Annotated in this window: 30 protein-coding genes and 1 pseudogene; 16 read left to right on the top strand and 15 right to left on the bottom strand. The window is 63.8% G+C overall.

All coding sequences use genetic code 11. The features are described from left to right. Nucleotides 1-28: 28 nt before the first annotated feature. The 4 genes from groL to msrC all read left to right on the top strand — a co-directional run bounded on the left by groL (nucleotide 29) and on the right by msrC (nucleotide 3228). A complete protein-coding gene (groL, locus tag NKH57_RS19420) occupies nucleotides 29-1660 on the top strand; it encodes a chaperonin GroEL (protein WP_352833716.1) in 1632 nt (543 codons plus the stop codon). A gap of 152 nt (nucleotides 1661-1812) precedes the next feature. Next, the gene (locus NKH57_RS19415; RefSeq protein WP_352833713.1) at nucleotides 1813-1971 is read left to right on the top strand and encodes a hypothetical protein; all 159 of its coding nucleotides are present in this window, start codon (nucleotides 1813-1815) and stop codon (nucleotides 1969-1971) included. A gap of 263 nt (nucleotides 1972-2234) precedes the next feature. Beyond that, on the top strand, nucleotides 2235-2549 hold the full coding sequence (locus NKH57_RS19410) for a GYD domain-containing protein (RefSeq protein ID WP_352730973.1): 315 nt from the start codon (nucleotides 2235-2237) through the stop codon (nucleotides 2547-2549). 181 nt (nucleotides 2550-2730) lie between these two features. Beyond that, nucleotides 2731-3228 (top strand): free L-methionine (R)-S-oxide reductase MsrC, encoded by a 498-nt coding sequence (gene msrC, locus NKH57_RS19405; protein WP_352946286.1) that lies wholly within the window; start codon nucleotides 2731-2733, stop codon nucleotides 3226-3228. Nucleotides 3229-3398: 170 nt separating this feature from the next. Here the strand turns inward: msrC and NKH57_RS19400 are convergent, their stop codons facing one another. From NKH57_RS19400 to NKH57_RS19390, 3 genes are all read right to left on the bottom strand, one after another. Then, a complete protein-coding gene (locus NKH57_RS19400) occupies nucleotides 3399-4454 on the bottom strand; it encodes a YeiH family protein (protein ID WP_352833708.1) in 1056 nt (351 codons plus the stop codon). 104 nt (nucleotides 4455-4558) lie between these two features. After that, nucleotides 4559-4945: an ester cyclase gene (locus tag NKH57_RS19395; protein WP_352608577.1), complete on the bottom strand. Its 387-nt coding sequence runs from the start codon at nucleotides 4943-4945 to the stop codon at nucleotides 4559-4561. A 177-nt stretch (nucleotides 4946-5122) separates the two neighbouring features. Then, the gene (locus NKH57_RS19390) at nucleotides 5123-5713 is read right to left on the bottom strand and encodes a cation efflux transmembrane domain-containing protein (RefSeq protein ID WP_352730977.1); all 591 of its coding nucleotides are present in this window, start codon (nucleotides 5711-5713) and stop codon (nucleotides 5123-5125) included. Nucleotides 5714-5998: 285 nt separating this feature from the next. Between NKH57_RS19390 and NKH57_RS19385 the strand changes: the two genes are divergently transcribed. From NKH57_RS19385 to arsK, 9 genes are all read left to right on the top strand, one after another. Further along, nucleotides 5999-6466: a GNAT family N-acetyltransferase gene (locus NKH57_RS19385; RefSeq protein WP_352946283.1), complete on the top strand. Its 468-nt coding sequence runs from the start codon at nucleotides 5999-6001 to the stop codon at nucleotides 6464-6466. A gap of 132 nt (nucleotides 6467-6598) precedes the next feature. Beyond that, nucleotides 6599-7027 (top strand): antitoxin Xre/MbcA/ParS toxin-binding domain-containing protein, encoded by a 429-nt coding sequence (locus NKH57_RS19380; RefSeq protein WP_352608574.1) that lies wholly within the window; start codon nucleotides 6599-6601, stop codon nucleotides 7025-7027. Beyond that, on the top strand, nucleotides 7021-7719 hold the full coding sequence (locus NKH57_RS19375; protein WP_352946281.1) for an RES family NAD+ phosphorylase: 699 nt from the start codon (nucleotides 7021-7023) through the stop codon (nucleotides 7717-7719). Before NKH57_RS19380 ends, NKH57_RS19375 begins: the two co-directional genes overlap by 7 nt. 74 nt (nucleotides 7720-7793) lie before the next feature. Further along, the gene (locus NKH57_RS19370; RefSeq protein WP_023760028.1) at nucleotides 7794-8126 is read left to right on the top strand and encodes an ArsR/SmtB family transcription factor; all 333 of its coding nucleotides are present in this window, start codon (nucleotides 7794-7796) and stop codon (nucleotides 8124-8126) included. A 13-nt stretch (nucleotides 8127-8139) separates the two neighbouring features. Beyond that, on the top strand, nucleotides 8140-8871 hold the full coding sequence (locus tag NKH57_RS19365) for an aquaporin (protein ID WP_050589544.1): 732 nt from the start codon (nucleotides 8140-8142) through the stop codon (nucleotides 8869-8871). After that, nucleotides 8868-9290 carry an arsenate reductase (glutaredoxin) gene (arsC, locus tag NKH57_RS19360; protein WP_352946278.1) on the top strand — a complete coding sequence of 141 codons (423 nt, stop codon included), beginning with the start codon at nucleotides 8868-8870 and terminating at the stop codon, nucleotides 9288-9290. The genes NKH57_RS19365 and arsC overlap by 4 nt, the downstream gene beginning before the upstream one ends. A 63-nt stretch (nucleotides 9291-9353) precedes the next feature. Next, nucleotides 9354-9674, top strand: coding sequence for an ArsR/SmtB family transcription factor (locus NKH57_RS19355; protein WP_352833690.1), 321 nt, complete (start codon nucleotides 9354-9356; stop codon nucleotides 9672-9674). A gap of 44 nt (nucleotides 9675-9718) precedes the next feature. Then, the gene (locus NKH57_RS19350; RefSeq protein ID WP_352946276.1) at nucleotides 9719-11146 is read left to right on the top strand and encodes an NAD(P)-binding domain-containing protein; all 1428 of its coding nucleotides are present in this window, start codon (nucleotides 9719-9721) and stop codon (nucleotides 11144-11146) included. Beyond that, nucleotides 11139-12380 carry an arsenite efflux MFS transporter ArsK gene (gene arsK / locus NKH57_RS19345; RefSeq protein WP_352946274.1) on the top strand — a complete coding sequence of 414 codons (1242 nt, stop codon included), beginning with the start codon at nucleotides 11139-11141 and terminating at the stop codon, nucleotides 12378-12380. Before NKH57_RS19350 ends, arsK begins: the two co-directional genes overlap by 8 nt. A 10-nt stretch (nucleotides 12381-12390) precedes the next feature. On the opposite strand, the gene NKH57_RS19340 is transcribed toward arsK, so the two are convergent. The 7 genes from NKH57_RS19340 to NKH57_RS19310 all read right to left on the bottom strand — a co-directional run bounded on the left by NKH57_RS19340 (nucleotide 12391) and on the right by NKH57_RS19310 (nucleotide 17599). Next, the gene (locus NKH57_RS19340; RefSeq protein WP_023760037.1) at nucleotides 12391-13134 is read right to left on the bottom strand and encodes an amino acid ABC transporter ATP-binding protein; all 744 of its coding nucleotides are present in this window, start codon (nucleotides 13132-13134) and stop codon (nucleotides 12391-12393) included. Nucleotides 13135-13160: 26 nt separating this feature from the next. Continuing rightward, nucleotides 13161-13835 carry an amino acid ABC transporter permease gene (locus NKH57_RS19335; protein ID WP_352833678.1) on the bottom strand — a complete coding sequence of 225 codons (675 nt, stop codon included), beginning with the start codon at nucleotides 13833-13835 and terminating at the stop codon, nucleotides 13161-13163. Beyond that, nucleotides 13832-14503, bottom strand: a complete 672-nt coding sequence (locus NKH57_RS19330) for an amino acid ABC transporter permease (protein ID WP_352946270.1) — start codon at nucleotides 14501-14503, stop codon at nucleotides 13832-13834. Before NKH57_RS19330 ends, NKH57_RS19335 begins: the two co-directional genes overlap by 4 nt. Before the next feature lie 156 nt (nucleotides 14504-14659). Further along, nucleotides 14660-15448 (bottom strand): ABC transporter substrate-binding protein, encoded by a 789-nt coding sequence (locus tag NKH57_RS19325; protein ID WP_352608562.1) that lies wholly within the window; start codon nucleotides 15446-15448, stop codon nucleotides 14660-14662. 105 nt (nucleotides 15449-15553) lie between these two features. Next, complete coding sequence (locus tag NKH57_RS19320; RefSeq protein ID WP_352946268.1) at nucleotides 15554-16717, bottom strand: saccharopine dehydrogenase family protein; 1164 nt, start codon at nucleotides 16715-16717, stop codon at nucleotides 15554-15556. Next, a complete protein-coding gene (locus NKH57_RS19315; RefSeq protein WP_023760043.1) occupies nucleotides 16714-17214 on the bottom strand; it encodes an Lrp/AsnC family transcriptional regulator in 501 nt (166 codons plus the stop codon). The genes NKH57_RS19320 and NKH57_RS19315 overlap by 4 nt, the downstream gene beginning before the upstream one ends. 160 nt (nucleotides 17215-17374) lie before the next feature. Continuing rightward, the gene (locus NKH57_RS19310) at nucleotides 17375-17599 is read right to left on the bottom strand and encodes a LysR substrate-binding domain-containing protein (protein ID WP_502907310.1); all 225 of its coding nucleotides are present in this window, start codon (nucleotides 17597-17599) and stop codon (nucleotides 17375-17377) included. On the opposite strand from NKH57_RS19310, the pseudogene NKH57_RS19305 reads away from it, so the two are divergent. Together NKH57_RS19305 and NKH57_RS19300 are read left to right on the top strand one after the other, a co-directional pair. Continuing rightward, nucleotides 17582-17875, top strand: a pseudogene (locus NKH57_RS19305) (TSUP family transporter); the annotation flags it as partial. The gene NKH57_RS19310 and the pseudogene NKH57_RS19305 sit on opposite strands and share 18 nt — an antisense overlap. A gap of 56 nt (nucleotides 17876-17931) precedes the next feature. After that, complete coding sequence (locus NKH57_RS19300; RefSeq protein ID WP_352608558.1) at nucleotides 17932-18234, top strand: hypothetical protein; 303 nt, start codon at nucleotides 17932-17934, stop codon at nucleotides 18232-18234. 93 nt (nucleotides 18235-18327) lie between these two features. On the opposite strand, the gene NKH57_RS19295 is transcribed toward NKH57_RS19300, so the two are convergent. Then, entirely contained in the window at nucleotides 18328-18618 is a 291-nt protein-coding gene (locus NKH57_RS19295; RefSeq protein ID WP_352608557.1) for a type II toxin-antitoxin system TacA family antitoxin, read from the bottom strand. A 108-nt stretch (nucleotides 18619-18726) separates the two neighbouring features. Then, complete coding sequence (locus tag NKH57_RS19290) at nucleotides 18727-19176, bottom strand: universal stress protein (protein ID WP_352946262.1); 450 nt, start codon at nucleotides 19174-19176, stop codon at nucleotides 18727-18729. Nucleotides 19177-19361: 185 nt separating this feature from the next. On the opposite strand from NKH57_RS19290, the gene NKH57_RS19285 reads away from it, so the two are divergent. Further along, complete coding sequence (locus NKH57_RS19285; protein ID WP_352946259.1) at nucleotides 19362-19943, top strand: histidine phosphatase family protein; 582 nt, start codon at nucleotides 19362-19364, stop codon at nucleotides 19941-19943. Nucleotides 19944-19955: 12 nt separating this feature from the next. On the opposite strand, the gene NKH57_RS19280 is transcribed toward NKH57_RS19285, so the two are convergent. The 3 genes from NKH57_RS19280 to NKH57_RS19270 form a co-directional block, all read right to left on the bottom strand. Then, nucleotides 19956-20357 (bottom strand): VOC family protein, encoded by a 402-nt coding sequence (locus NKH57_RS19280; protein WP_352946256.1) that lies wholly within the window; start codon nucleotides 20355-20357, stop codon nucleotides 19956-19958. Between the two features lie 122 nt (nucleotides 20358-20479). Then, nucleotides 20480-21232 carry a pseudouridine synthase gene (locus NKH57_RS19275; RefSeq protein WP_352946320.1) on the bottom strand — a complete coding sequence of 251 codons (753 nt, stop codon included), beginning with the start codon at nucleotides 21230-21232 and terminating at the stop codon, nucleotides 20480-20482. Between the two features lie 128 nt (nucleotides 21233-21360). Then, the gene (locus tag NKH57_RS19270; RefSeq protein ID WP_352946254.1) at nucleotides 21361-22203 is read right to left on the bottom strand and encodes a helix-turn-helix transcriptional regulator; all 843 of its coding nucleotides are present in this window, start codon (nucleotides 22201-22203) and stop codon (nucleotides 21361-21363) included. Nucleotides 22204-22274: the final 71 nt, after the last annotated feature.

Genomic DNA, 22274 nt, shown 5'->3' with positions numbered 1-22274 from the left:
TTTTCTTCGACCGAACTGGATAAAAATCATGTCTGCCAAGGAAATCAAATTCTCCACCGATGCGCGCGACCGCATGCTGCGCGGCGTCGAGATCCTCAACAATGCTGTGAAGGTCACGCTCGGTCCCAAGGGCCGCAACGTCATCCTCGACAAGGCCTATGGCGCTCCGCGCATCACCAAGGACGGCGTCACCGTCGCCAAGGAAATCGAGCTTGCCGACAAGTTCGAGAACATGGGCGCGCAGATGGTGCGCGAAGTCGCCTCGAAGACCAACGATCTGGCTGGTGACGGCACCACCACCGCTACGGTGCTGGCCGCATCGATCCTGCGCGAAGGCGCCAAGCTGGTCGCCGCCGGCATGAACCCGATGGACCTCAAGCGCGGCATCGACCAGGCAGTTTCCGCCGTGGTCAAGGAAATCCAGGCCCGCGCCAAGAAGGTCAAGTCGTCGGCCGAAATCGCCCAGGTCGGCACCATCGCCGCCAATGGCGATGCCAGCGTCGGCGAGATGATCGCCAAGGCGATGGACAAGGTCGGCAATGACGGCGTCATCACCGTCGAGGAGGCCAAGACCGCCGACACCGAGCTCGACGTCGTCGAAGGCATGCAGTTCGACCGCGGTTACCTCTCGCCCTACTTCGTCACCAATGCCGACAAGATGCGAGCCGAGCTGGAAGACCCCTACATCCTCATCCACGAGAAGAAGCTCGGCAATCTGCAGGCGATGCTGCCGATCCTCGAAGCGGTGGTGCAGAGCGGCAGGCCGCTGCTGATCATCTCCGAGGACGTCGAAGGCGAGGCACTCGCCACGCTGGTCGTCAACAAATTGCGCGGTGGCCTGAAGGTCGCGGCCGTCAAGGCGCCGGGTTTCGGCGACCGCCGCAAGGCGATGCTGGAAGACATCGCCGTGCTGACATCGGGCCAGATGATCTCCGAGGATCTCGGCATCAAGCTCGAAAACGTCACGGTCGAAATGCTCGGCCGCGCCAAGCGCGTGCTGATCGAGAAAGACACCACCACGATCATCGACGGCGCCGGCACCAAGGCAACCATCCAGGCGCGCGTCGCCCAGATCAAGGGCCAGATCGAGGAGACGACCTCCGACTACGATAAGGAAAAGCTGCAGGAGCGGCTGGCCAAACTCTCCGGCGGCGTTGCCGTTATCCGCGTCGGCGGCGCAACCGAGTCGGAAGTCAAGGAAAAGAAGGACCGCATCGACGATGCGCTGAATGCAACGCGCGCCGCGGTTGAAGAAGGCATCGTGCCGGGCGGCGGGGTGGCACTGCTGCGTGCCAGGTCGGCACTGGCCGGCTTGAATGGCGCCAATGCCGATGTCACCGCGGGCATCTCGATCGTGCTTCGGGCTCTGGAAGCGCCGATCCGCCAGATCGCCGAGAATTCCGGCGTCGAAGGCTCGATCGTCGTCGGCAAGCTGATCGACAGCAAGGACCACAATCAGGGCTTCGACGCCCAGAACGAGACCTATGTCGACATGATCAAGGCGGGCATCGTCGACCCGGCGAAAGTGGTGCGCACCGCGCTGCAGGATGCCGGCTCGATCGCAGCCCTTCTGATCACCGCCGAAGCCATGATCACCGACATTCCGGCCAAGGATGCCGCACCTGCGGGCGGCGGTGGCGGCGGCATGGGCGGCTACTAAGGATTCGGCAGTCCTGCGAAAGGTGATTTCATAAAAGCCACCTTTCAGACCTGTCCAGAATCAGCCACCCCGGCTCTTCAATGGAGCCTGGATAACTACCGCCGGGGGTATTTTCTCCCGGCGTGCAGGCCTCTAGCCCAGGAGACGGATCCATGATCACGTTCGTGCGGAAGCCAGAGACGGTCGTGACGACCGAAAAAACCGAGGAAAGCCGCTTCGACCGCATCCGCAGGATTGCCGCCGACAAGCACAAGAAATCCGATTTCAACACGGCGACGCCATCAAAGAGCGAACCCAAACGCCCGATGTGAATCTGCGGCGCCGCCGCCACTTTCCGGCCCGAGCTCGATGCCATTGGCCGAGCCGAGATCCAGCCAGATCACTTCCGCAATCCGGTGGCTGCTAACGGCCTGTCTGGTATTGTCATTACATTAGCTAAGGCGCATATTTCTCAGGCAGCGGGCCCTCGGCCGCCAACGCGTCCAAGGGCGCCTGCGATTGTTACCGAAAAATCACTCCGTGCCGCTCGAATTATGGAGCAGCCACGAGACAGTGACATTTGGAGGAAATACCCATGAAAGTGACTATTTTGGCAAACTATGCGCCTCATGCCGCCAAAGGATTGATGCAAGGCTCGGACAGGCAAGCTGCGGTCAAGGCGCTTTTTGAAAGCGTTGGCGGCAAGATGACCAGCATGATGTTCACGCGCGGCATCTATGACGTCGTCGTCAATGGCGAGGTGCCGGACCAGTCAGCGGGGATTGGCATGTCCCTTGCGGTGCGAGCGAGCGGCTCGCTGACCGAGATGGTTGTTCTGGAAGAACTCGACATGAAGGCAGTGCTCGCGGCCGCCAACAAGGCAGCCGGCGCGTACAAACCCGCCGGCTGATGGACTTGCCTTCTTGATCAAGGCAGCACGGTTCGATGGACGTGCCGTGCTGCCGAGTGTCGGACAGGCATCTTCTTCCGACTTTCGCTGCGACTGGAGTTCAAGCTAGTATCGTCCGGTGGTCGTTTGGTGCAGAGAGCTTGCGGAAACGCAACCGCGATTCTGACTACGGAGACAAGCCATGCTTGTGGCCAAAGCCATCGACACCTCAGACAAGGCCGCGTTCTATCGCGACCTTGCAGCCCAGCTTAAGGCGCTGCTCGACGGCGAGCGCGATTCGATCGCCAACGCCGCCAACACCGCGGCGCTGATCTTCCAGATGGTGCCGGATCTCAACTGGGCTGGGTTCTATTTCCTGCAATCGGACGAGGAAATGGTACTCGGGCCGTTCCAGGGCAAGCCGGCTTGCGTGCGCATCGCCGTCGGCAAGGGTGTGTGCGGAACGGCGGTCGAACTCGGCACCTCGATGCTGATCACGGACGTGCATGATTTCCCAGGCCACATCGCCTGCGACGCCGATTCGCGTTCGGAACTGGTGGTGCTGCTGGAGGACGATGAGGGCGTCTTCGGCGTGCTCGACCTCGACAGCCCGCTGCCGGCCCGCTTCGACAAGGCCGACCAGGCCGGCATAGAGACGCTGGCGGCGATCTACGCCGCGGCGAGTTCGTTCGAGGATTAGGGCATGCTGATATTCAGGTGAGGCCGGGCTGCGAACGGCGGCTTCCTGCGCTTCCGGTGCTCACGTACTTAAGTACGCTGCGCTCCGGTTCTCGGAAGCCATCGTTCTCGCCCCGGGCTGACCTGAATCTCAACATGCCCTGGCCGGGTCTGAACCTGGCCGGGTCTGAACTAGGCGAATTTCACCAGCATCAGGCTGAAGCAGCCGATGAACAGGAAGGCCGAGAAGGCGAGCGCCAGCGGGCGCAGGCCGCGCGAGCGCAGCTGCGAAATGTCTGCCTGCAGGCCCATGGCGGCCAGCCCCATGGTCAGCATGATCGTGGTGGCGAGCGCTATTGCCGACTTCATCTCGGCCGGCATGGTGACCAAACTGTTCAGCGCCACGACGGCGACAAAGGCGGCGACGAACCAAGGCATGGGCGGCCGTGCGGCTGACTGACCGCTGCTTTTGCGGCGGGCCATCAGGCCGAGCGTGATGACCATCGGCGCCAGCATGGCGACGCGGGTCAGCTTGGCGACGGTGGCGATCTCACCTGACTGGGTGCCGTTCTGGAAGCCGGCGCCGATGACTTGCGCCACCTCATGGATCGAAGCGCCGGCCCACAGGCCGAAAGCGTGCTGGTCGAGGCCGAGCATAGGCGCCATGAGCGGGAAGCCGAGCATGGCGACGGTGCCGAACAAAGTGATCGACGCGACGGCGTAGGCGACGTCCTCGTCGCGCGCATCGGTGACGATGTTGGTGGCGACGATGGCCGAGGCGCCGCAGACCGAAGTGCCGGCGGCGATCAGCTGCGCCAGCTTGGCGTCGACGCCGATCAGCCGGCCAAGCGTGATGGTGAAGACGAAGGTGGCGCCGAGCGTAGCCGCCACGATGCTGACGCCGTAGGCGCCAATCGATACCATCTGGCCAAGCGTCAGCTGGAAGCCGAGCAGCACGATGGCAAAGCGCAGCAGCCGGCGCTGCGAAAACGCGATGCCGGCCTTGGCGTGGGCGGGCGTGCCGAGCACGTTGGAATAGATCATGCCGGCGACGACGGCGGTTATCATCGGGCTGAACAAAGCGAAACCTGAGACATTGCGGGCCGAGAAGGCGACCCCGGTGATCATCGCGACCAAGACGATGCCTGGCACGATGCCGCTCCATTTGAGAGATTTTTGTCCCCGGGGAAGATCGGCAGAAATCAGGCTTTTCGGAATATCGTTCGCAATGTGGGTAAAGGAAGACAATGCAATGCTCCGGGCTGGTATCGCGGAGGAATGCCATTCCAGAACCAATCTTTCCAACGAATTATTTTCGTTAGAACGATCGATTTTTACGAACGATTGTCAGACTAAAGCTGCGCTTCGATGGCCGCCTTGTCGATCACCGACCAGACGTGCCTGATCCTGTCGTCGAGAAATTCGTAGAAGACGTTCTCGCTGAAGGAGACCTTCCTGCCGTTGACGGGCAGGCCGAGGAAGTCTCCGATCGGCGTGCAGTTGAATTGGAGCCGGCTGGCTATGAAGGGCGTATCCGAAATCAGCAGCTGGATGTCGAAATAGAGGTCCGGAATCTCGGATAAATCCCGCTCCAGCTTTTTGCGGTAACCCGCCAGCCCGACCCGGTCGCCATTATAGTGCACCTCGTCATGGACGAACCGATGCAGGTTGCGCCAATCCTGATTGTTGAGGCAAGCGATGTAGCCTCGATAGTTGTCAGCCAGCTCTGTGTCGGTCACGGCAACGCTCCGGCGCTTGCGTCTTGGAAGAGGTGACGCTCGAGCAAGAAGATAGAGCGACGGCAGGTTCAATCCAGATGGATTGTGCTGTTGGAAGAGGTCGGCATCAACGAGATCCGTGTTGACCGACGGCGTATCGAGGACGCGAGGCTTGCGCCCGGATCGGGCGGGAACATCTCAGTTTGAAATTTGGCCTTGTGCGAACTCGCGTCTTGCGGCCGTGAAGACCTCGCGGGCCGCATCCGCATTCATGACGGCGATTGCAAGGCCTACGATGATATCTGGCCAAGCCGAATTCCACACGAACGCCGTGACCAGGCCGGCGGCAATGATTGCGACATTCGCCAGGACGTCGTTGCGGGCCGACAGGAATGCTGCATGGGTAAGGCTGCCGCTGTGATGGCGATAGCGGGCCAGCAAGAGCGCGCACGACAGGTTGACGAGGATCGCGCCAACCGCGGTGAGCGTTAGCGGAACGGGCGCTGGCGGAATCGGAATGTTGAATTTCTCCCAGGCCGTCCATAACGTCGCCAAAGCCGGGATCAGAAGTACTCCCGCCAGCGCCATTCCGAGCCGCGCTCTGTTGCGCATAGTCCAGCCCAGCGCAACCATGATCAGGAGGTTGACGGATGCATCCTCCAGAAAATCGATGCTGTCCGCGAACAGCGATACCGATCCGATCCAAACGGCTACGGCAAACTCGATTCCGAAATAGGCAAGGTTCAGGATGGCGACCATCCGCACCGCCTTGTTCAGCGTCCCGGTCATATTCTGTCCATCGATCAATTGCCGTTGCCGCGAGACCTACAGCGAATCCATGACATGAGACTTTACCGATTGAGCAACCGCCTTGACAGCGCCACGCTTCATGCCCAGCGTGACGACATGTTCGTCTTTGCGCCCATCAACGCCAAGCGACGCCGCCCCTGCGCAGTGCGGAGCGGCAAGCTGATTGCGCGACGACGAAGGCCGGCACGATAGCCCGGTTCGTTCGTTTCCAGCCCCGTCCGCCTCAAGCAGGCCGGCGGGGTTTTCATACTCTGGAGCATTTTCATGACCATCGTCTCTTCCATCCGGTTTCGGCCGGCCGTGCCGGCGGACGCCGCCGCGATCAGGGATATCGTTCGGGCCGCCTATGCCAAATGGGTGCCGGTGATCGGCCGCGAGCCGCTGCCGATGCGCACCGACTACGACAAGACCGTTGCCGAGCATTCGTTCGATCTTGCCGTCGAGGGTGGCCGTATCGTCGGGATGATCGAAACCATCCTGGCCGACGATCATCTCTGGATCGAGAATGTCTGCGTCGCACCAGATGCGCAGGGCAGGGGGATCGGCCGACTGTTGCTGGAGCGGGCTGAGCAACAGGCAATAGAAGCGGGCCGCGTCGAGCTTCGCCTGCTGACCAATGGCGCCTTCGAGGCCAATGTGTCGCTCTACAGGAGGCACGGCTATGTCGTGGACCGGGAAGAGCCGTTCATGAATGGCGTGACGGTCTATATGAGCAAGAGACGGACGGGCTGATATGGGCGGGCCGGGCCATCCTGAGCCGTTGCGCCTTTTCGGTACGAAGCGGCGGAATAGACTCGGCCCGGCGAGCGCCGTCTTGCCAATTGGCAGATGCATGCTATATATCTGCCAATAGCGAGGTGCAAAATGCAGCTTCAGTCCATAGTCACCACACCGGCCGCAGCGGGAAGTGTCATATCAGACGACGAGGCGGGCGCGCTCGCGCGCACAACCGTCAACCTGTTCAAGGCCTGGAATCTCACCGACCTCGAAGCCTGTATCCTGCTCGGCGGCATGTCGGCCCGCACTTGGGCACGTTGGAAGACTGGGGCACGCTGGAAGGAGGGCGGCATCGGCAGGATCGACCGCGACCTGCGCACCCGCATGGCGCACCTGATGGGCATCCACAAGGGCCTGCGCTACCTGTTCACGGAGCCGGCACGCGGCTATGCCTGGATCCGCAAGCCCAATGCCACTTTCGGCGGCCAGTCGGCCCTCGACCTGATGCTGCGCGGCGAAATTTCCGATCTTGCCGCGATGCGCGAATGGCTCGATGCGGAGCGTGGTGCATGGTGAGTGGGCTTGCGGTCCGTCGCCGCGTCGACTGGCACCAGACCTTCCGCATCATCCGCTCCATCCATCCGCCGATAGACCTTTTCGAGGACATCGCAGACCCGCGCGACTGGGAGGCGCTGGCCTCGGTCGAGGCGAAGACCAACCCGCGCATAAGGTTCGAGATCGGCGACCTCGGCAAGGTGGCCGCCGCAAGACGGGCTTCCGGGCCCGGCGCCAGCTTCGTGATGGCGCCCTTCGTGCATTGTTCGACGCTGCGGCCCGGACGCTTCTCGGACGGCAGCTACGGCATCTACTATGCCGGTGACAGCGAGGACGTGGCGCTGGCCGAGACCATCCATCACCACCAGAAATTCATGCGAGCCACCCATGAGGATCCAGGCTGGACGGCGGATTTCCGCGTGCTGATCGGCAGCGTCGACCGCGACCTCGATGACGTCAACGCGGTACCTGATGTGCTCGACCCCGACGACTATTCCGCCTCGCAGGCGGAAGGGCGTGCGCTGCGGGCGGCAGGCAGCGACGGGCTGGTGTGGAACAGCGTGCGCATGCCGGGCGGCGGCTGCATCGGCATCTTCTGGCCAGACGTCATCACCATTCCGGTGCAGGGCCGACATTACAGCTATCACTGGGACGGTGCCCGCGTGGACTTCGTGCGCCAGCACGATACAGGAAAGGTGCTGGCGGTCACCTGACGGCGTGCAAACACGCTTTACAGATCGCGGCGAACCCGATATCCGGAAATCCATAAATCCAAGGATTCGGATATATGGATAAGAAAGGCACTTTGAACGCGCTGGCCGCACTTGGCCAGGAGACGCGGCTGGATGTCTTCCGGCTGCTCGTGCCCGCCGGGCCGCAAGGCATTCCGGCGGGCGAGATCGCGGCAAGGCTGGACACGGTCCAGAACACCATGTCGGCGCACCTGAAGGTGCTCGCCCATGCCGGGCTGATCCGTCCCGAACGCAACGGCCGGATCGTGCGCTACGTCGCCGACATGACCGGCTTGCGCGACCTTCTGGCCTATCTGATGGAAGATTGCTGCAACGGCGCGCCGGAACTCTGTCGACCTGTCATCAATGCCGTGACCTGTGACTGCTAGGGGGCAACCACCGATGAGCGATCCAGAAGCGCGTGGACGAGTTCGGCCGCAACCTGCCGAAGGTGACTTGCCACGCCGCATCGTCGCGGAAGCCTTGGGAACCGCGCTGCTCGTCGCGACTGTGGTCGGCTCCGGCATCATGGCCGCCCGGCTGACCCACGACGTCGCCGTTTCACTGCTGGGCAACACCTTGCCGACGGGAGCGATCCTCGTCGTGCTGATCACGATACTGGGACCGATCTCGGGGGCGCACTTCAATCCCGTCGTCACGCTGGTATTCGCGCTTCGCCGCGAGATCGAGGCGAACGCAGCGCTTGCCTATATCATCGCCCAGGTCGCGGGCGGCATCGCCGGGACGTTTCTGGCCCACGCCATGTTCGAACTGCCGATCCTGCAGGCCTCGGCTACGGTGCGGACCGGAACCGGGCAATGGCTCGCGGAGGCAGTCGCCGCCTTCGGCCTTGTCTTCACCATCCTGGCAGGCCTGCGCTTCCGCTCCGACGCGATCCCCTGGCTGGTCGGGCTCTACATAACGGCTGCCTACTGGTTCACCGCTTCGACCTCCTTCGCCAACCCGGCCGTCGCTATCGCCCGCGCTTTTTCCGACACTTTTTCTGGCATCCGTCCGGTCGACCTACCAGGCTTCATAGCCGCCGAATTGCTGGGGGCGCTGCTGGCGATGACCCTGGCGGGCTGGCTGCTCGCCGAACCGAAACCGATCAAACAGATGAAGGCCGCGCAATGACCGTCACCATCTATCACAACCGGGCCTGCGGCACGTCGCGCAACACGCTGGCCATCATCCGGCAGTCGGGCGAGGAGCCGGAGGTGATCGACTATCTGAAGACGCCGCCGTCGCGCGAAAGGCTGGTCGAACTGATCGCGGCGATGGGCATGACACCACGAGACCTGCTGCGCGAGAAGGACACGCCCTATGCCGAACTCGGCCTTGCCGACCCGAAATGGACCGACGAGCAGATCCTCGATCTCATGCTCGAGCATCCGATCCTGATCAACCGGCCGATCGTGGTCAGCCCGCTCGGCGTCGTCCTGGCGCGGCCGTCGGAAAAGGTGCTGGACATCCTGCCCAACCCGGAGATCGGCGCGTTCACCAAGGAGGACGGCGAGGTGGTCATCGATGCCTCGGGCAAGCGTACGGTCTGACACTATTTCTATATTTTTCGAAATTTTGTTGACGGCGCGAAAAGTGTCGCGTAGCTTATTTCCATGAAACTCGAAAAAGCAGCCGCCCAGCTAGAGGCGCTCGGCAATCCGACGCGGCTTCAGCTCTATCGCATCCTGGTGCGCGCCGGAGAGGAGGGGCTTGCCGTCGGCAGTGTCCAGGGCAAGCTCGACATTCCGTCCTCGACGCTGTCGCACCACCTCAAGCGGCTGGTCGACACCGGCCTTGTCACGCAGGAGCGGCAGGCGACGACGCTGATCTGCCGCGCCAACTATCCCGGCATGAACGCACTGATCGGCTATCTGGCCGACGAGTGCTGCGCCGACGCCACCTGCGCGCCTGCCGCCAGCAAAGCGCCGGCCTGATTTTTTTGGACGTATAATTCGAAGATACCGGAAGGATCGAACCGATGGACATGATGGCAGATCTTCCCGTCGCGGTGATCGGCGCCGGCCCGGTCGGCCTCGCTGCCGCGGCGCACCTGGTCGAGCGCGGCATCCGCCCGCTGATCCTGGAGCGCGGCGAGAGTGTCGGTGCTGCACTGCTCGAATGGGGTCACGTGCGGGTTTTTTCGCCGTGGAGATACAACGTCGACGCGGCGGCGCGGGCGCTGCTCGACCGCTCCGGCTGGACGGCGCCCGACAGCCAAGCCCTGCCGACCGGCGGCGAGATCGTACGCGACTATCTGGCGCCGCTTGGCCGGCTTCCCGCGATCGCCGCCAATCTGAAGCTCGGCGCCGAGGTCACCGCGATCACCCGTCAGGGGCATGACAAGATCGCCAATGAAGGCCGCAAGCAAGCGCCCTTCGTCATCCGCTACCGCGATGCCCGCGGCGAGCACCGCGCCCACGCGCGCGCCGTCATCGACGCGTCCGGAACCTGGTGGCGGCCGAACCCGATCGGTGTCGACGGGCTGCCGGTTCCCGGCGAAGGCGAGGCTCGCGGGCGCATCGCCTATGGCATTCCCGACGTGGTCGGCAAAGTGAGGAGCAGCTATGCGGGCAAGCGCGTCCTCGTCATCGGCGGCGGCCACTCGGCCATCAACGTCGCCCTGGCGCTGATGGAGTTGCAGGACGCCGCACCCGGCACCGAGATTTTCTGGGCGCTGCGCCACGCCAGCGTCGAAAGATTGCTCGGCGGCGGGCTGAACGACCAGTTGCCGGAACGCGGCGCACTCGGGCTGGCCGCCACGCAGGCGATGGCGGATGGCCGGCTGAATATGCTGGCGCCTTTCGCCGTCAACCGCATCGAGGTGCAAGGCGAGGGGCTCGTCGTCGACGCCAGTCTGGCCGGCAAGCCGTTCAGCCTGGCCGTCGACCGGATCATCGTCACCACCGGCTTCCGGCCCGATCTGTCGTTCCTCGGCGAAGTCCGCATCGCACTCGATCCCGCCGTCGAGGCGCCGCCGGCCCTGGCGCCGCTGATCGATCCGAATTTCCACTCATGCGGCACGGTTCCCGCACATGGCATCGCGGAACTCGCCCATCCCGAACCGGGCTTTACCATCGTCGGCTCGAAATCCTATGGCCGCGCGCCGACCTTCCTGATGGCGACCGGCTATGAACAGGTCCGCTCGGTGGTCGCCGATATTGCTGGAGATCATCTCGCGGCTCGCGAGGTGCGGCTGGTGCTGCCGGAAACCGGCGTGTGCAGCGCCACCGGCGTCGTGACGGTGTCGAAAAGCGCCGGCTGCTGCGGTGGGCCCGCGCCCGCCAATGTCGATGCCTGCTGCGTCAGGGATGCGGACGCCAAGGCAAAGGGCGCGTCGGGCTGCGGCTGTGCAACCGCGCCGGCCGACATCGAGGCGCGAGAGACGATGGCAGCCAGCGATGCCTGACCGATCTGTCCTGCGCAAGGCGATCTGGGCGCTCGGGCTGACCCAGATCATCGGCTACGGCACGCTCTACTACAGCTTCTCGATCCTGGCGCCGGCGATGGCCCGCGAATTCGGCCTCACCGAAGGCTGGGTGTTCGGCGCCTTGTCCGCCTCGCTGTTCGCCGGCAGCCTGTTCGCGCCGACGGCCGGACGCTGGGCCGACCGCTTCGGCGCTGGGCGCATCATGACCATGGGCTCGGTCGCGGCAGCCTTGGCGCTGGCGCTGTGCGCCACCGCGCCCGGCCGCGTCAGTTTCGTTCTGGCGCTGCTGGCGATGGAGTTGGCCTCCAGCTTCGTCCTCTATAGCGCCGCCTTCGTGGCGATCGTGCAGATCGGGGTTCCGAGTCCGCAACGCAGCATCACCCACCTGACACTGATCGCGGGATTTGCCTCGACCCTGTTCTGGCCGCTGACCTCGGCGCTGCATGCGCAGCTGACCTGGCGCGAGGTCTATCTTTTGTTCGCCGCACTCAATCTCGGGCTCTGCCTGCCGATCCACGCCTGGCTGATGCGCCTGTCGCGCCATCACGCGACGGCCGCGAGCCAAGAGCGCGGGCCGATCCCCGAAGCGGGAGCGCCGCTCGATGCGCGGCGCGGACGGGTCGCGTTCCTGTTGATGCTGGCGGGCTTCGCAACCGAAGGCTTCGTGCTGTCTGCGATCCTCATCCACATGGTGCCGCTGACAGCGGCGCTTGGGCTCGGCACCGCCGGCCTCTTCGTCTCGACCCTGTTCGGCCCGTCACAGGTCGCCAGCCGGCTGATCAATATGCTGTTTGGCGGGCGATTGCCGCAAACGCACCTTGCCGTCATCGCAGCTTCGCTGCTCACGGCCGGGCTGTGCGCGTTGCTGTTGACCACACCGTGGCTGCCCGGCGCCTTCCTGTTCGTGTTCCTGTTCGGCCTCGGCTCCGGCCTCACCAGTATCGTCGGCGGCACCTTGCCGCTCGAACTCTTCGGCCGCGAGGGCTATGGCGCGCGGCTCGGATGGGCGAGCGCCGCCCGTCAGTTCACCTCGTCCTTCGCGCCGTTCGCGCTCGCCTTCATGATGGCGCGGACTTCGGTCGCCAATTCGCTGTGGGTGCTGGTGGCAGTCGCCGCGAGCGGCGTCATCGCCTTCCTCGCCATCGCGCTGCTGAGGCGCCGTGGCGGCAAGGTTGCGTTTGTGATGGGCGGGAGTCCGGAAGAGGCGACCTGACTGCTTCGCGTCAATGCCTGAGAATTTTGCCGAGGAAAGCCCGGCTGCGGTCGGTCTTGGGGTGCGAGAAGAACTCGTCGGGCGTGCCGCTTTCGACGATGGCGCCGGCGTCCATGAACACCACGCGTTGGGCAACCTTGCGGGCAAAGCCCATCTCATGCGTCACCACCATCATCGTCATGCCTTCCTCGGCGACCGCCACCATGACGTCGAGCACTTCGGAAATCATCTCGGGGTCGAGCGCGGAGGTCGGTTCGTCGAACAGCATGATCTTGGGCCGCATGCCCAAGCAACGCGCGATCGCCACGCGCTGCTGCTGGCCGCCGGAGAGCTGCGCGGGATAGGCATTGACTTTGTCGGCCAGCCCGACCTTGGCCAGCAATTCGCGCCCGGCCTTTTCGGCCTCGGCGCGCGGGATCTTGCGGACATGGATGGGGGCGAGCGTCACGTTTTCGAGCGCGGTCTTGTGCGGGTAGAGGTTGAACGACTGGAAGACGAAGCCGATCTCGGTGCGCAGCTGCGTCATGTTGGTAGCGGGGTCGCCGAGGCGCTGGCCGTCAACGGTGAGGTCGCCGTCCTTGATCGCCTCCAGGCCGTTGACGCAGCGGATCAAGGTGCTCTTGCCGGAGCCGCTCGGGCCACAGACGACGACCACTTCGCGCGGCTCGACGCTGAGCGTGATATCCCTGAGCACGTTGAGCGAGCCGAACCATTTGTTGACGCCGCGAAAGTCGATCATGCCCGTTTTGGTCATATCTTTTGGGCCCTTCGGGTTCGATGTCACAGCTGCACCTCGCCATGCGCCGCACCCATGCGGCGCTCGAGCCGGCGGGCGAGCATGATCAGGGGATAGCAGACGATGAAATAGCCGACACCGACGAGGAAGAAGACCAAGAGGCCGTTCGGCACACGCTGGACCACCAGCCAGCCGACGCGGGTGAGGTCGGTCAGACCGATGGCAGAGACGACAGAAGAATCCTTGATCAACAGTACATACTGCCCGACCAGCGGCGGCAGCACGATGCGCATTGCCTGCGGCAGCACCACCTGGCGCATGCGCTGCCAGCGCGACAGGCCGGATGCCAGTGCCGCCTCGACCTGGCCTGTCGGCACCGAGCGGATGCCGGCGGCGACGATCTCGCAGATGAAGCATGCGGCCAGATTGGTCAGCGCGATGATGCCGGCGGTGAAGGCGTCGAGCTCGATGCCCAACTCCGGTAGGATAAAGAAGATCAGGAAGATCTGCACCAGGAAGGGCGTGCCGCGGATCAGGTCGACCCAGGCGCCTATGATGGCTGATATCAGCCGATTGCCACCGGTGCGCAAGACGCCGAGACCGAAGCCGAGCGAAGTACCGAGCACCAGGCTGATCAGCGACAGCACCACGGTCATGCCTAGGCCGCGCAGGGCCAGCGGATAGGAGCCGGCGAGGCTTTGCAGCTGTTGCCAGATCATGTGCGGGCCCCCGCTGCGCCGAGCCAGCGGCTGGAGAGGCCAGCCAGCCCCTTCAGTCCGTAATAGAGCAGCAGGTAGAAGGCGGCGATGGTGAGGAAGCCTTCGGCCGGCATGAAGCGGTCGGAGGCGAGCAACTGGCCGGCGCGCGTCAGTTCGGAAACAGAGATCAGCGACAGAAGAGCGGAATCCTTGACCAGCACGATCGCCTGGCCGAGCAGCGGCGGGATCGTCACCTTGAAGGCTTGCGGCAGAACGACCAGGCGCATGCGCTGGACATAGGTCATGCCCGAGGCGACGCTGGCTTCGACCTGGCCACGCGGGATCGACAGGATGCCGGCGCGAATGATTTCAGCGATGTAGGCGCCGCTGTTGAGCGATAGCGCGAGGATCCCGACGACGAGCTCGGGCAGCACGAAGCCGAGCCTGGGCAAGCCGAAATAGAGGAAATAAAGCTGCGCCAGCAGGGGCGTGGCGCGCACCGCGTCGATATAGGCCTTGGCCGGTGTCCGGAACAGCCAGCCGCGCTGCAGATTCGCCGCGCACAGCACTATGCCAACGACGAGCGCACCGACAAAGGACAGCGCCGACAGCCAGACGGTCGTGATCAGGCCCTGCCCGAACAGGGGCAGATATTCGAGGATTGTGCGGAAGCTGAAATTCTCGAGCATGTGCGCGCGGCGGTGAAGAGGGAAGGGTGATTAGCGAATAGCGAGTAGCGAGTAGGGAAGTAGGGAAGTAGGGAAGTAGGGAAGTAGGGAGCAGCAAAGCGTGGCCGGAACGGCCGTTCACCACTCCCTATTCGCTACTCGCTACTTCCTAATTCCTCAGTGGTCTTTCTTCCAGGCGTCGGAATTGACCCAGTAGTCGAGGTTCTTCTGCAGGCGGCCGTCGATGCTGACCTGGTTGAGGAACAGGTTCATCCAGACCAGCAGGTCCGGCTCGTCATAGCGGGTGGCGAAGGCAAGCGGTTCCTTCGACAAAAGGTCCGGCATGATGGTGAAGGAGCCGGCCGGATAAGCGGTCGACTGGCCCTTGACCGCCGAGATGTCGTTGACGCCGCAATCGGCCTGGCCGTTGTTGACGGCATCGAGCAGCAGCGGACCACCGCCCTTGTAGCTCTTGATGTCGGCATCGGGGAAGGCGGTCTTGGCTTCCTTCTCGCCGGTGGCGCCCAGCAGCACGGCGATCTTGGTGCCCTTGGCCTTGCAATCCTCGGTGGTCTTGAACTTGCTGTCGGCCTTGGTGAAGACGGTGCTGCCCGTATACATATAAGGCGTGGTGAAGGCGACCTTCATGCCGCGCGCCAATGTCGGCGTCATGTCTGCGACCAGAAGGTCGGCCTTGCCGGACAAGAGCGCCGGGATCAGGCCGTCCCAGTCGAAGTCGAGGAAGGTGATTTTCACACCCATTTCCTTGGCCATCAGTTCGGCCAGTTCAACCGAACTGCCGGTGCGTTCGCCATTGGCGCCGACCAGCGAGAAGGGGGGTCCCTGGGTCTGCACGGCGACGCGCAGTTCGCCGCGCTTGGTGATGTCGTCCAGTGTTCCGGCTGTGGCCGCAGTGGTGAGCCCGGCGAGCGCAAGTCCGGCGATGAAAAGTCTGGCAATCTTCATTTCGGTAGTCCTCCCTGTTGTCGTTGATATCTGCCCGCGGATTTCCTCGGGCCGTTTTTTGAGCGGCGGCTACCGTTGCCGGCGGCGGCCACCGTTCGAAAATCCTCAGTCCCAGGCCACCGTTTCGGTGACCTTGATGCCGCGTCTGGCAAGTTCGTCAAAGAAGGGCTCGTCAGGCACATCGAGCAGCGGGTTGAGCAGGCCGGGCTTGCCGATCTCGCGGCGTGCCAGCATCTGCGCTACGATGCTGGCGGGGTAGCCGACGCCGAGGCTCATGCCGAACAGGCCGGAGACGAGGTCCCGCTCGATGATCAGGTCCGACGTCACCGTCTTGGCGCGGCCGCCTTCGAGGCCGGAAAAGACATTGCGCATCACGCAAAGATCCTTTTCGCCGGGGCCATATTGCAATTGAGGCCCGAGCAGCCGGCCGAGGAATTCGCGCGGACTGTTGGAGGTGCCGGGCACCTTGTCTTCGGAGAGGAAGCCGAGCTCCTTCAGCGGCGCCCAGAAGGCCGACCATCCCGGCCAACGCAGCGTGTAGCGGCCGGAGCGGCGAAGCCCCCTGGCGGCGTCTAGCATCTCGACATAATGCAGCGCATCGCCATTGGGGAAGGCTTCGAGCTTGCCCAAGCCTGCGACCTCGATCTCATGGATGAAAGGGTTGGCGTGCTGCTGACCGGCCGGCACAGCGACGCGTTTTCCGTCCTCGATCATCACGCTGTCGCGGTTCTGGCTGACCAGAACCATGTCGAAATTCCAGCTCACCTTGTAGCAAAGCGGCTTGGCCATCGCCTTCGGCTCGGGGATGCCGCCGCAGTAGGAATCGATTGCCGTGATGGAGTCGAACTGCTTTGCGGCACGGGCGTAGAGCACGAGGTCGATGCCGGGGTCGAGCCCGCATTCGGTCATGATCGGGACGCCGGCCTGTTCGGCCGCCGGCGCCAGGTCGGCGATCGACTTGGCGTAATTGGTGGTGACCAGCGGCGTCCGCGTGGCGATGGCGGCCTGCACCGCCTCGCGCATCAGCGGCTGCGGCAACAGATCTATGACGGCGTCGACATCATCAAGCACTTTGGCCAGCGCCGGGCCGATGGCGCCATCGGGCACGACGAAGCGCACGCGAGCAAGGTCGGTCAGGCCGGCAAGCCGGGCAGGACCGTCCGCTGCGGTGTCGACGCAGACAATTTCCTCAACTCCGTCGCTGACGACGAGGTCGGCGATGGCCGCGCGGCCTTGCAGGCCGAGGCCACCGAGAACCGCGATCTTCATGCCGGCTCCTTGCGGTCGTCCGACCAGCAGCCTTCGGGCAGGCTGACCCATTTGTTGCAGGACGCCATGACGACGAAGGTCTCGCTGCGCACCACTTCGCCCGGCTCGCCGGCGCCCGGGATCAACTCGCTGGTGACGCGGTAGAGATCGGCGACATCACCGGCCACCGTCACGTCGACGATGATGTCGAAGCGCCCGGTTACCACCGAAGCCGAGTTCACGAAGGGCAGTTCGGAAATGCGCTGCGCCAGCTCGCGGGCCCGGCCGCGCCCTTGGGCGTTGATGCCGACAATCGCCGAGATCAGCTCGGGCCGCTCGGTCAGGTTCAGCAGCCCGACGATCTTGAGCAGGTTGCGGTCGAGCAGGTTGCGCAGCCGCGAGCGCACCGTCGGAACCGAAACCGCCAAGATCTCGGCGATGCGGTTGATGCCCGGTTGGGCGTCCTGCGACAGCTGTTTGACCAGCCGCCGATCGGTCAGATCGAGATGTTCCCGCAAAGTCCCCGTCTTTCACAAAAGGAAAAAACTTCGGCAATTTCTTTGCCAATGTGCAAACAAGCTATGTCACGGATTTTTGAAATGCAAGGCGTTGTTTTCGCATTGACGGGGACAATGGTCGCCGGCGCGGATGCAGCCGCTTGCTGTTCGGCTGTGGAATTCAGGCCAGCGCGGCGGCCAGCAGCTTTGCCTGCGGCGTCAACTCGTCGAAGCGGCGAGCGCAGAGGTTGAGCTGGCGCGTCGCCCAGTCGTCGGTCAGCCGCAGGCTACGCACTGAGCGTGCCGAGCGGCGCGCGACACTTTCCGGCACGACGGCGAGGCCGCCGCCTTGTGCGACCAGCCGGCAGACATTGTCGAGGCCAGGCACGCGGTGCCCTATCTGCAATCGCTGCGGCTGGAGAAAGAAGACCTGATCCAGGCGCTCGGCCTTTCCTTCACCGTGTCGACGGCAGCGCTCGCTATCGGGCTGTTCAGGACCGGCGCTCTCGCGTCGCCGACGGCGCAACTGGCGGGGTCGGTCCTGGCCCTGGCGCCGGCTCTCGCCGGCATGTTCGCCGGCCAGGCGCTGCGCCAGAAGATGAGCGTCGAGACCTTCCGCATGGTGTTCTTCGTCGGGTTGCTAGCGCTGGGGGTCTATCTTGCGGGCGAGGTGTTGTTGTAGACCTATCCCTTGGATCAACTACGGCCCTACCGACCGTACAAGAGCAGACTGACGAAATGAGCCTTCATGTGCTGAAATTGGTGGCATGCGCGGACGGGCACGACCAATATATTGATGGCGAGCGCTACGCGCTCTTGGTTTTTGCCAATGCCAATAGTCTGGAGTCGGCCCTATCCGCAACGCCGGCGTATCTTATGACCTGCGGCTGGCAGCGTGCCGAGATGCGGGATGCTAAGGAATTAGCGGTTGGAGTTTCTTCAATAAGCGATGACGTTTTGCGAAATGCCGCGGAGGCAGCCCTTCGGGATGGATACGCGATCGTCGTCTATGCGACGCCTATCGCGGACCCTAGCTCATAAATTCAACCAACCCACCCACCCGTGGAGGTAACTGCAGCTGAGGTGCAATTGCGGCACAACCGGGCCTCGGCGAGCGGAACCGGAGCCGACGCGTCACGCGGAGTCCCATGGAGCCTTTGTCGTCATGGTGCGGTGCAATCGATCGTTCGGTTGCGGCGGTGTGTCGAGACGTGCCAGAAACACAGCGTAGACATCCGGCTCGACGGTAAACACGAGACGACCAAGCAACGCGTCCTCAGCGGCGCGCTGCGACGCTTCAAGCACAAAGTCCGCACGATTCTTGCCGAGCAGTTCCGCTGCCCGGTCGATCAGATTGCGAACTTCCGGCCTAACGCGGATATTGATCGGAACGCTCTTCGGCAACAGACCACGTGACGGTGGCATCGGTAGCTCCCTTCATCGCCCAGGCACAGCAGATCGTTACGACAATGTCACTACGGTGAAGCGAGGACGGCACAATGGCTCGATGGAACTCGTGATCCGCAGCAGACCCTACCGCACCACCAGCACCGGGATTTCGGTGTAGGACAGCACTTCCGCCGTCTGGCTTCCCAGAAGCAGCTTGCCCAGTCCGCGACGCCCGTGCGAGGCCATCACGATCAAGTCGCAGCCTCGAGCCTGCGACAGCTCCAGGATCGCCTCGGCCGGCCTTTTGTCCTCGACATGTACGACCTCGGCGGAGACGCCGGCCGCATTCGCCGATGCCTTGCACTTGTCGAGAACCTGCTTGCCATATTTGCGCGCCTCTTCCTGGTAGGCCGCCAGTTCATCGCCAGCGGCATAGCCAGCCATGGCGCCGCCCCAGGCGAAGATCGGGAATTGTTCGGAGACGGTGATGAAAGTGACGGCGGCACCAAGGCCGCTGGCCAGCGCCAGGCCGTGGGCAACGCCCTTGTCGGCCAGTTCCGATCCGTCGGTGGCAATGAGCAGATGTTTGTACATGGTGATCTCGACCTGTTGTGGTGGCGGGGGCCTTGGGAGGCTCCCCTTGATATAGTCGCGCCATCGGGCTGATCACAGGGCCAACTCGATGCGGATCAGGGCCAGGTTGCACACACGTTTGCGTCAGCAGGATTCCCCTTTGCGGGATCGTCCCCTAAGGTGCGGGCGACATCGAAAGGCATCCAATGAGCAGCGCGTTTCCGCAGATCCATCTGGTCCGGCATGGCGAGACGGCGTGGAGCCTTTCGGGGCACCACACCGGCCGCACCGACATGCCGTTGACGCCGGCCGGCGAGGCCGCGGCGCGGGGTGTCGCGGACCGACTCAAAGGCCTGTCATTCTCTGCGGTGTGGTCGAGCCCTTCGCAGCGTGCCTACAACACCAGCGTGCTGGCTGGCTTCGGTGCCGAAAGCGTCAAGAAGGACGATCTGCAGGAATGGGACTACGGCGCCTATGAGGGGCTGACGACAAGACAGATCCAGGCCGAGCGGCCCGGCTGGACCGTGTTTCGCGATGGTTGCCCGAAGGGCGAGACTGCGGCCGATGTCGGCGCGCGAGCGGACAGGATCATCGCCGAATTGCGCAAGGCCAATGCCGATATATTGGTGTTTTCCAGCGCGCATTTTTTGCGCGTGCTGGGGGCGCGCTGGCTCGGCTTGCCGCCCGAAGATGGTGCGCTGTTCGTGCTCGATACGGCCAGTATCAGCGTGCTCGGCTACGAGCATGATTTGAGCGAGCCGGTCGTGCGCAAGTGGAACCAGAAGTAGGGCGCAAGAGTCCTATCTGTCGAACTTCCTGATCGCCTCGGCGGTCACCGGCGTGAAGAAGTTCACCAGATTGCCGTCCGGGTCGCGGAACAGCATAGACCGGTTGCCCCAGGGCATGGTGGTCGGCTTCTGTACCGTGACGTCCCTTAAGGTGTCCGAGAGCCTGGCGAATTCCGCGTCGACGTCGCCGACGCGGAACTCGAGGATTGCCGTGTGGTTGTCGGCCGGGCGGGCGATGTCGCCGCCGAACAGCATCAAAGTGCGCGTGCTGCCGATCGCCAGCGTGCAGGAAGGTGTTGCGAGTTCGGCGAAGTCTTCCGTGTACATGGTCACCGGCCTGCCGGTGATTTCGCCGTAGAAGCGCACGAGGCGCTGGACATCTGACGTGATGATGCGGACAGAGACGAAATTCATCGCATGGCTCCTGGATTGCTGGAGCCGCTGCCGCCCCATGGGCAGATATAGACCAGGTCTCCTGACAGCCCTCCGTCAGGAGGGCGCCGACGCGGTGCGCCGACACCGGCGACACGCCCCACTCACTCCGCCAGCAGCGCCAGTTCATCCGACGTCAGATGCCGCGCGGTGCCCTTGGCGAGGTCGCCAAGCTGCAGGCGGCCGATGGCGATGCGGATCAGGCGCAGCACTTCGATGCCGTGCGCCGCAAGCAGGCGGCGGATGTGGCGGTTGCGGCCTTCGTCGAGCACGATCTCCAGCCAGGCTGTGCGGCCGCCGCTGCGCAAGAGGTGGATCGAGCTGGCGGTCAGGGTCTCGCCGTCGACGATGACGCCCGCGCGGAATTTGTCCAGCATCGTCTCATCCGGCACCGTGCCGATCTGCACATGGTAGGTCTTGGGCAAATGCGAGGCGGGGTCCATCAGCCGGTTGGCAAAGCGGGTGTCGTTGGTCATCAACAGCAGGCCTTCGCTCGCCTTGTCGAGGCGGCCGACCGGCGAGACGAAGGGCAAATCGAGCCCCTCCAGGCAGGCATAGACGGTGTCGCGCTGTTGCGGGTCGTCGCGGGTGGTGACCAGCCCGCGCGGCTTGTTGAGGATGAGATAGACCTTGCGCTCGGCAACGACTTGCTCACCGTCGACGACGATGCGGTCGCGGTTGAGGTCGACGCGCAGCGCTGCATCACGCACCACCTTGCCGCCGACGCGCACGCGGCCTTCCGCGATCAGCACCTCGGCCTGCGTGCGCGAGCACAGGCCAAGCTTCGACAGCGCCCGGTTCAGGCTGACGCCGGGCGCCGCCTGCCTGCCGCTTTGTCGTGTCTGCCGTGGTGTCATGGTGCCATTTGTGTTGGTGAAGCCGACAGATGCCATGGGCCGCGATGGCTTCGCAAGCCGTGTTGCTGCCTTGTATGCAGGGCATGGGGCAATGGCGGCATCCGCGCCGTCCGCCGTCGCCGCAGATATCAGCCCTGGTCCCCTTGCCCTGAAGGGCGCCGCGCGAGGGCGCGGATACGGTCGGCGACCGTGTTGTCGATCGGGTTGTAGACGATCATGCTCAAGTCCGGGCGCCCATCGACCGAGAATGCCGAGTATTCCAGCTCGATGTTGCCGAGCTGCGGGTGCTTCAGGCGCTTTGTCCCGTCACCGTGGCTGAGCACGTCGTTTTCCTGCCACAAGGCGGCGAACTCGGGGCTGACGCTGCAAAGGTCGTCGACCAGTTGGGCGACCTCCGACACCGCGCCGGCGCGTGCCGCATCGGCCCGGAACGCTCCCACCACGAACCGGGCGAGGCTTTCCCAATCGTGCTGCTTGGCGCGGATGACAGGGCTGCGGAACATGAAGCGCAGGATGTTGCGCTGGCCGGCGGGCAGGGCGCTGTAGTCGGTCAGCACGACTTGCGCGGCGCGGTTCCAGGCAACGACGTCCCAGGTGGCGGTCTTGATCAGAGCTGGGCTGGCATCGAGTGTGTCGAGCAGTCGCTGGAGCCGCGGATTGACCCCCTCGACGCCCTTGTAGCGAACTTCGGGCGGGCGACCCAGCCCGAGCATGAAAAGATGTTCGCGCTCCGGCTCGGTCAGCATCAGCCCCTTGGCGATGCGGTTCAGCACGTCAGCCGAGGGCGCGCCGCCGCGGCCCTGTTCCAGCCAAGTGTACCAGGTAGGGCTGATGTTGGCGCGCTGGGCGACCTCTTCGCGGCGCAATCCCGGAGTTCGCCTGCGCCCCGAGAAGCCGAAGGACGCCGGATCGAGGCGGGTGCGCCGGTCCTTGAGGAACGCTGCCAGTGAGCCGGCCGAATTGATGGGCATCCTGTTAGGCATTATACCATGATAAGATCACTACTTTAATGGAATAATAGACGAGCAATATTACGCAGGCA

This window comes from Mesorhizobium sp. M1050, from assembly GCF_040318715.1.
Classification (GTDB): domain Bacteria; phylum Pseudomonadota; class Alphaproteobacteria; order Rhizobiales; family Rhizobiaceae; genus Mesorhizobium.
The sequence above is the reverse complement of the archived record's forward strand: the minus strand, read 5'-3'. Positions and strand labels throughout refer to the sequence as shown.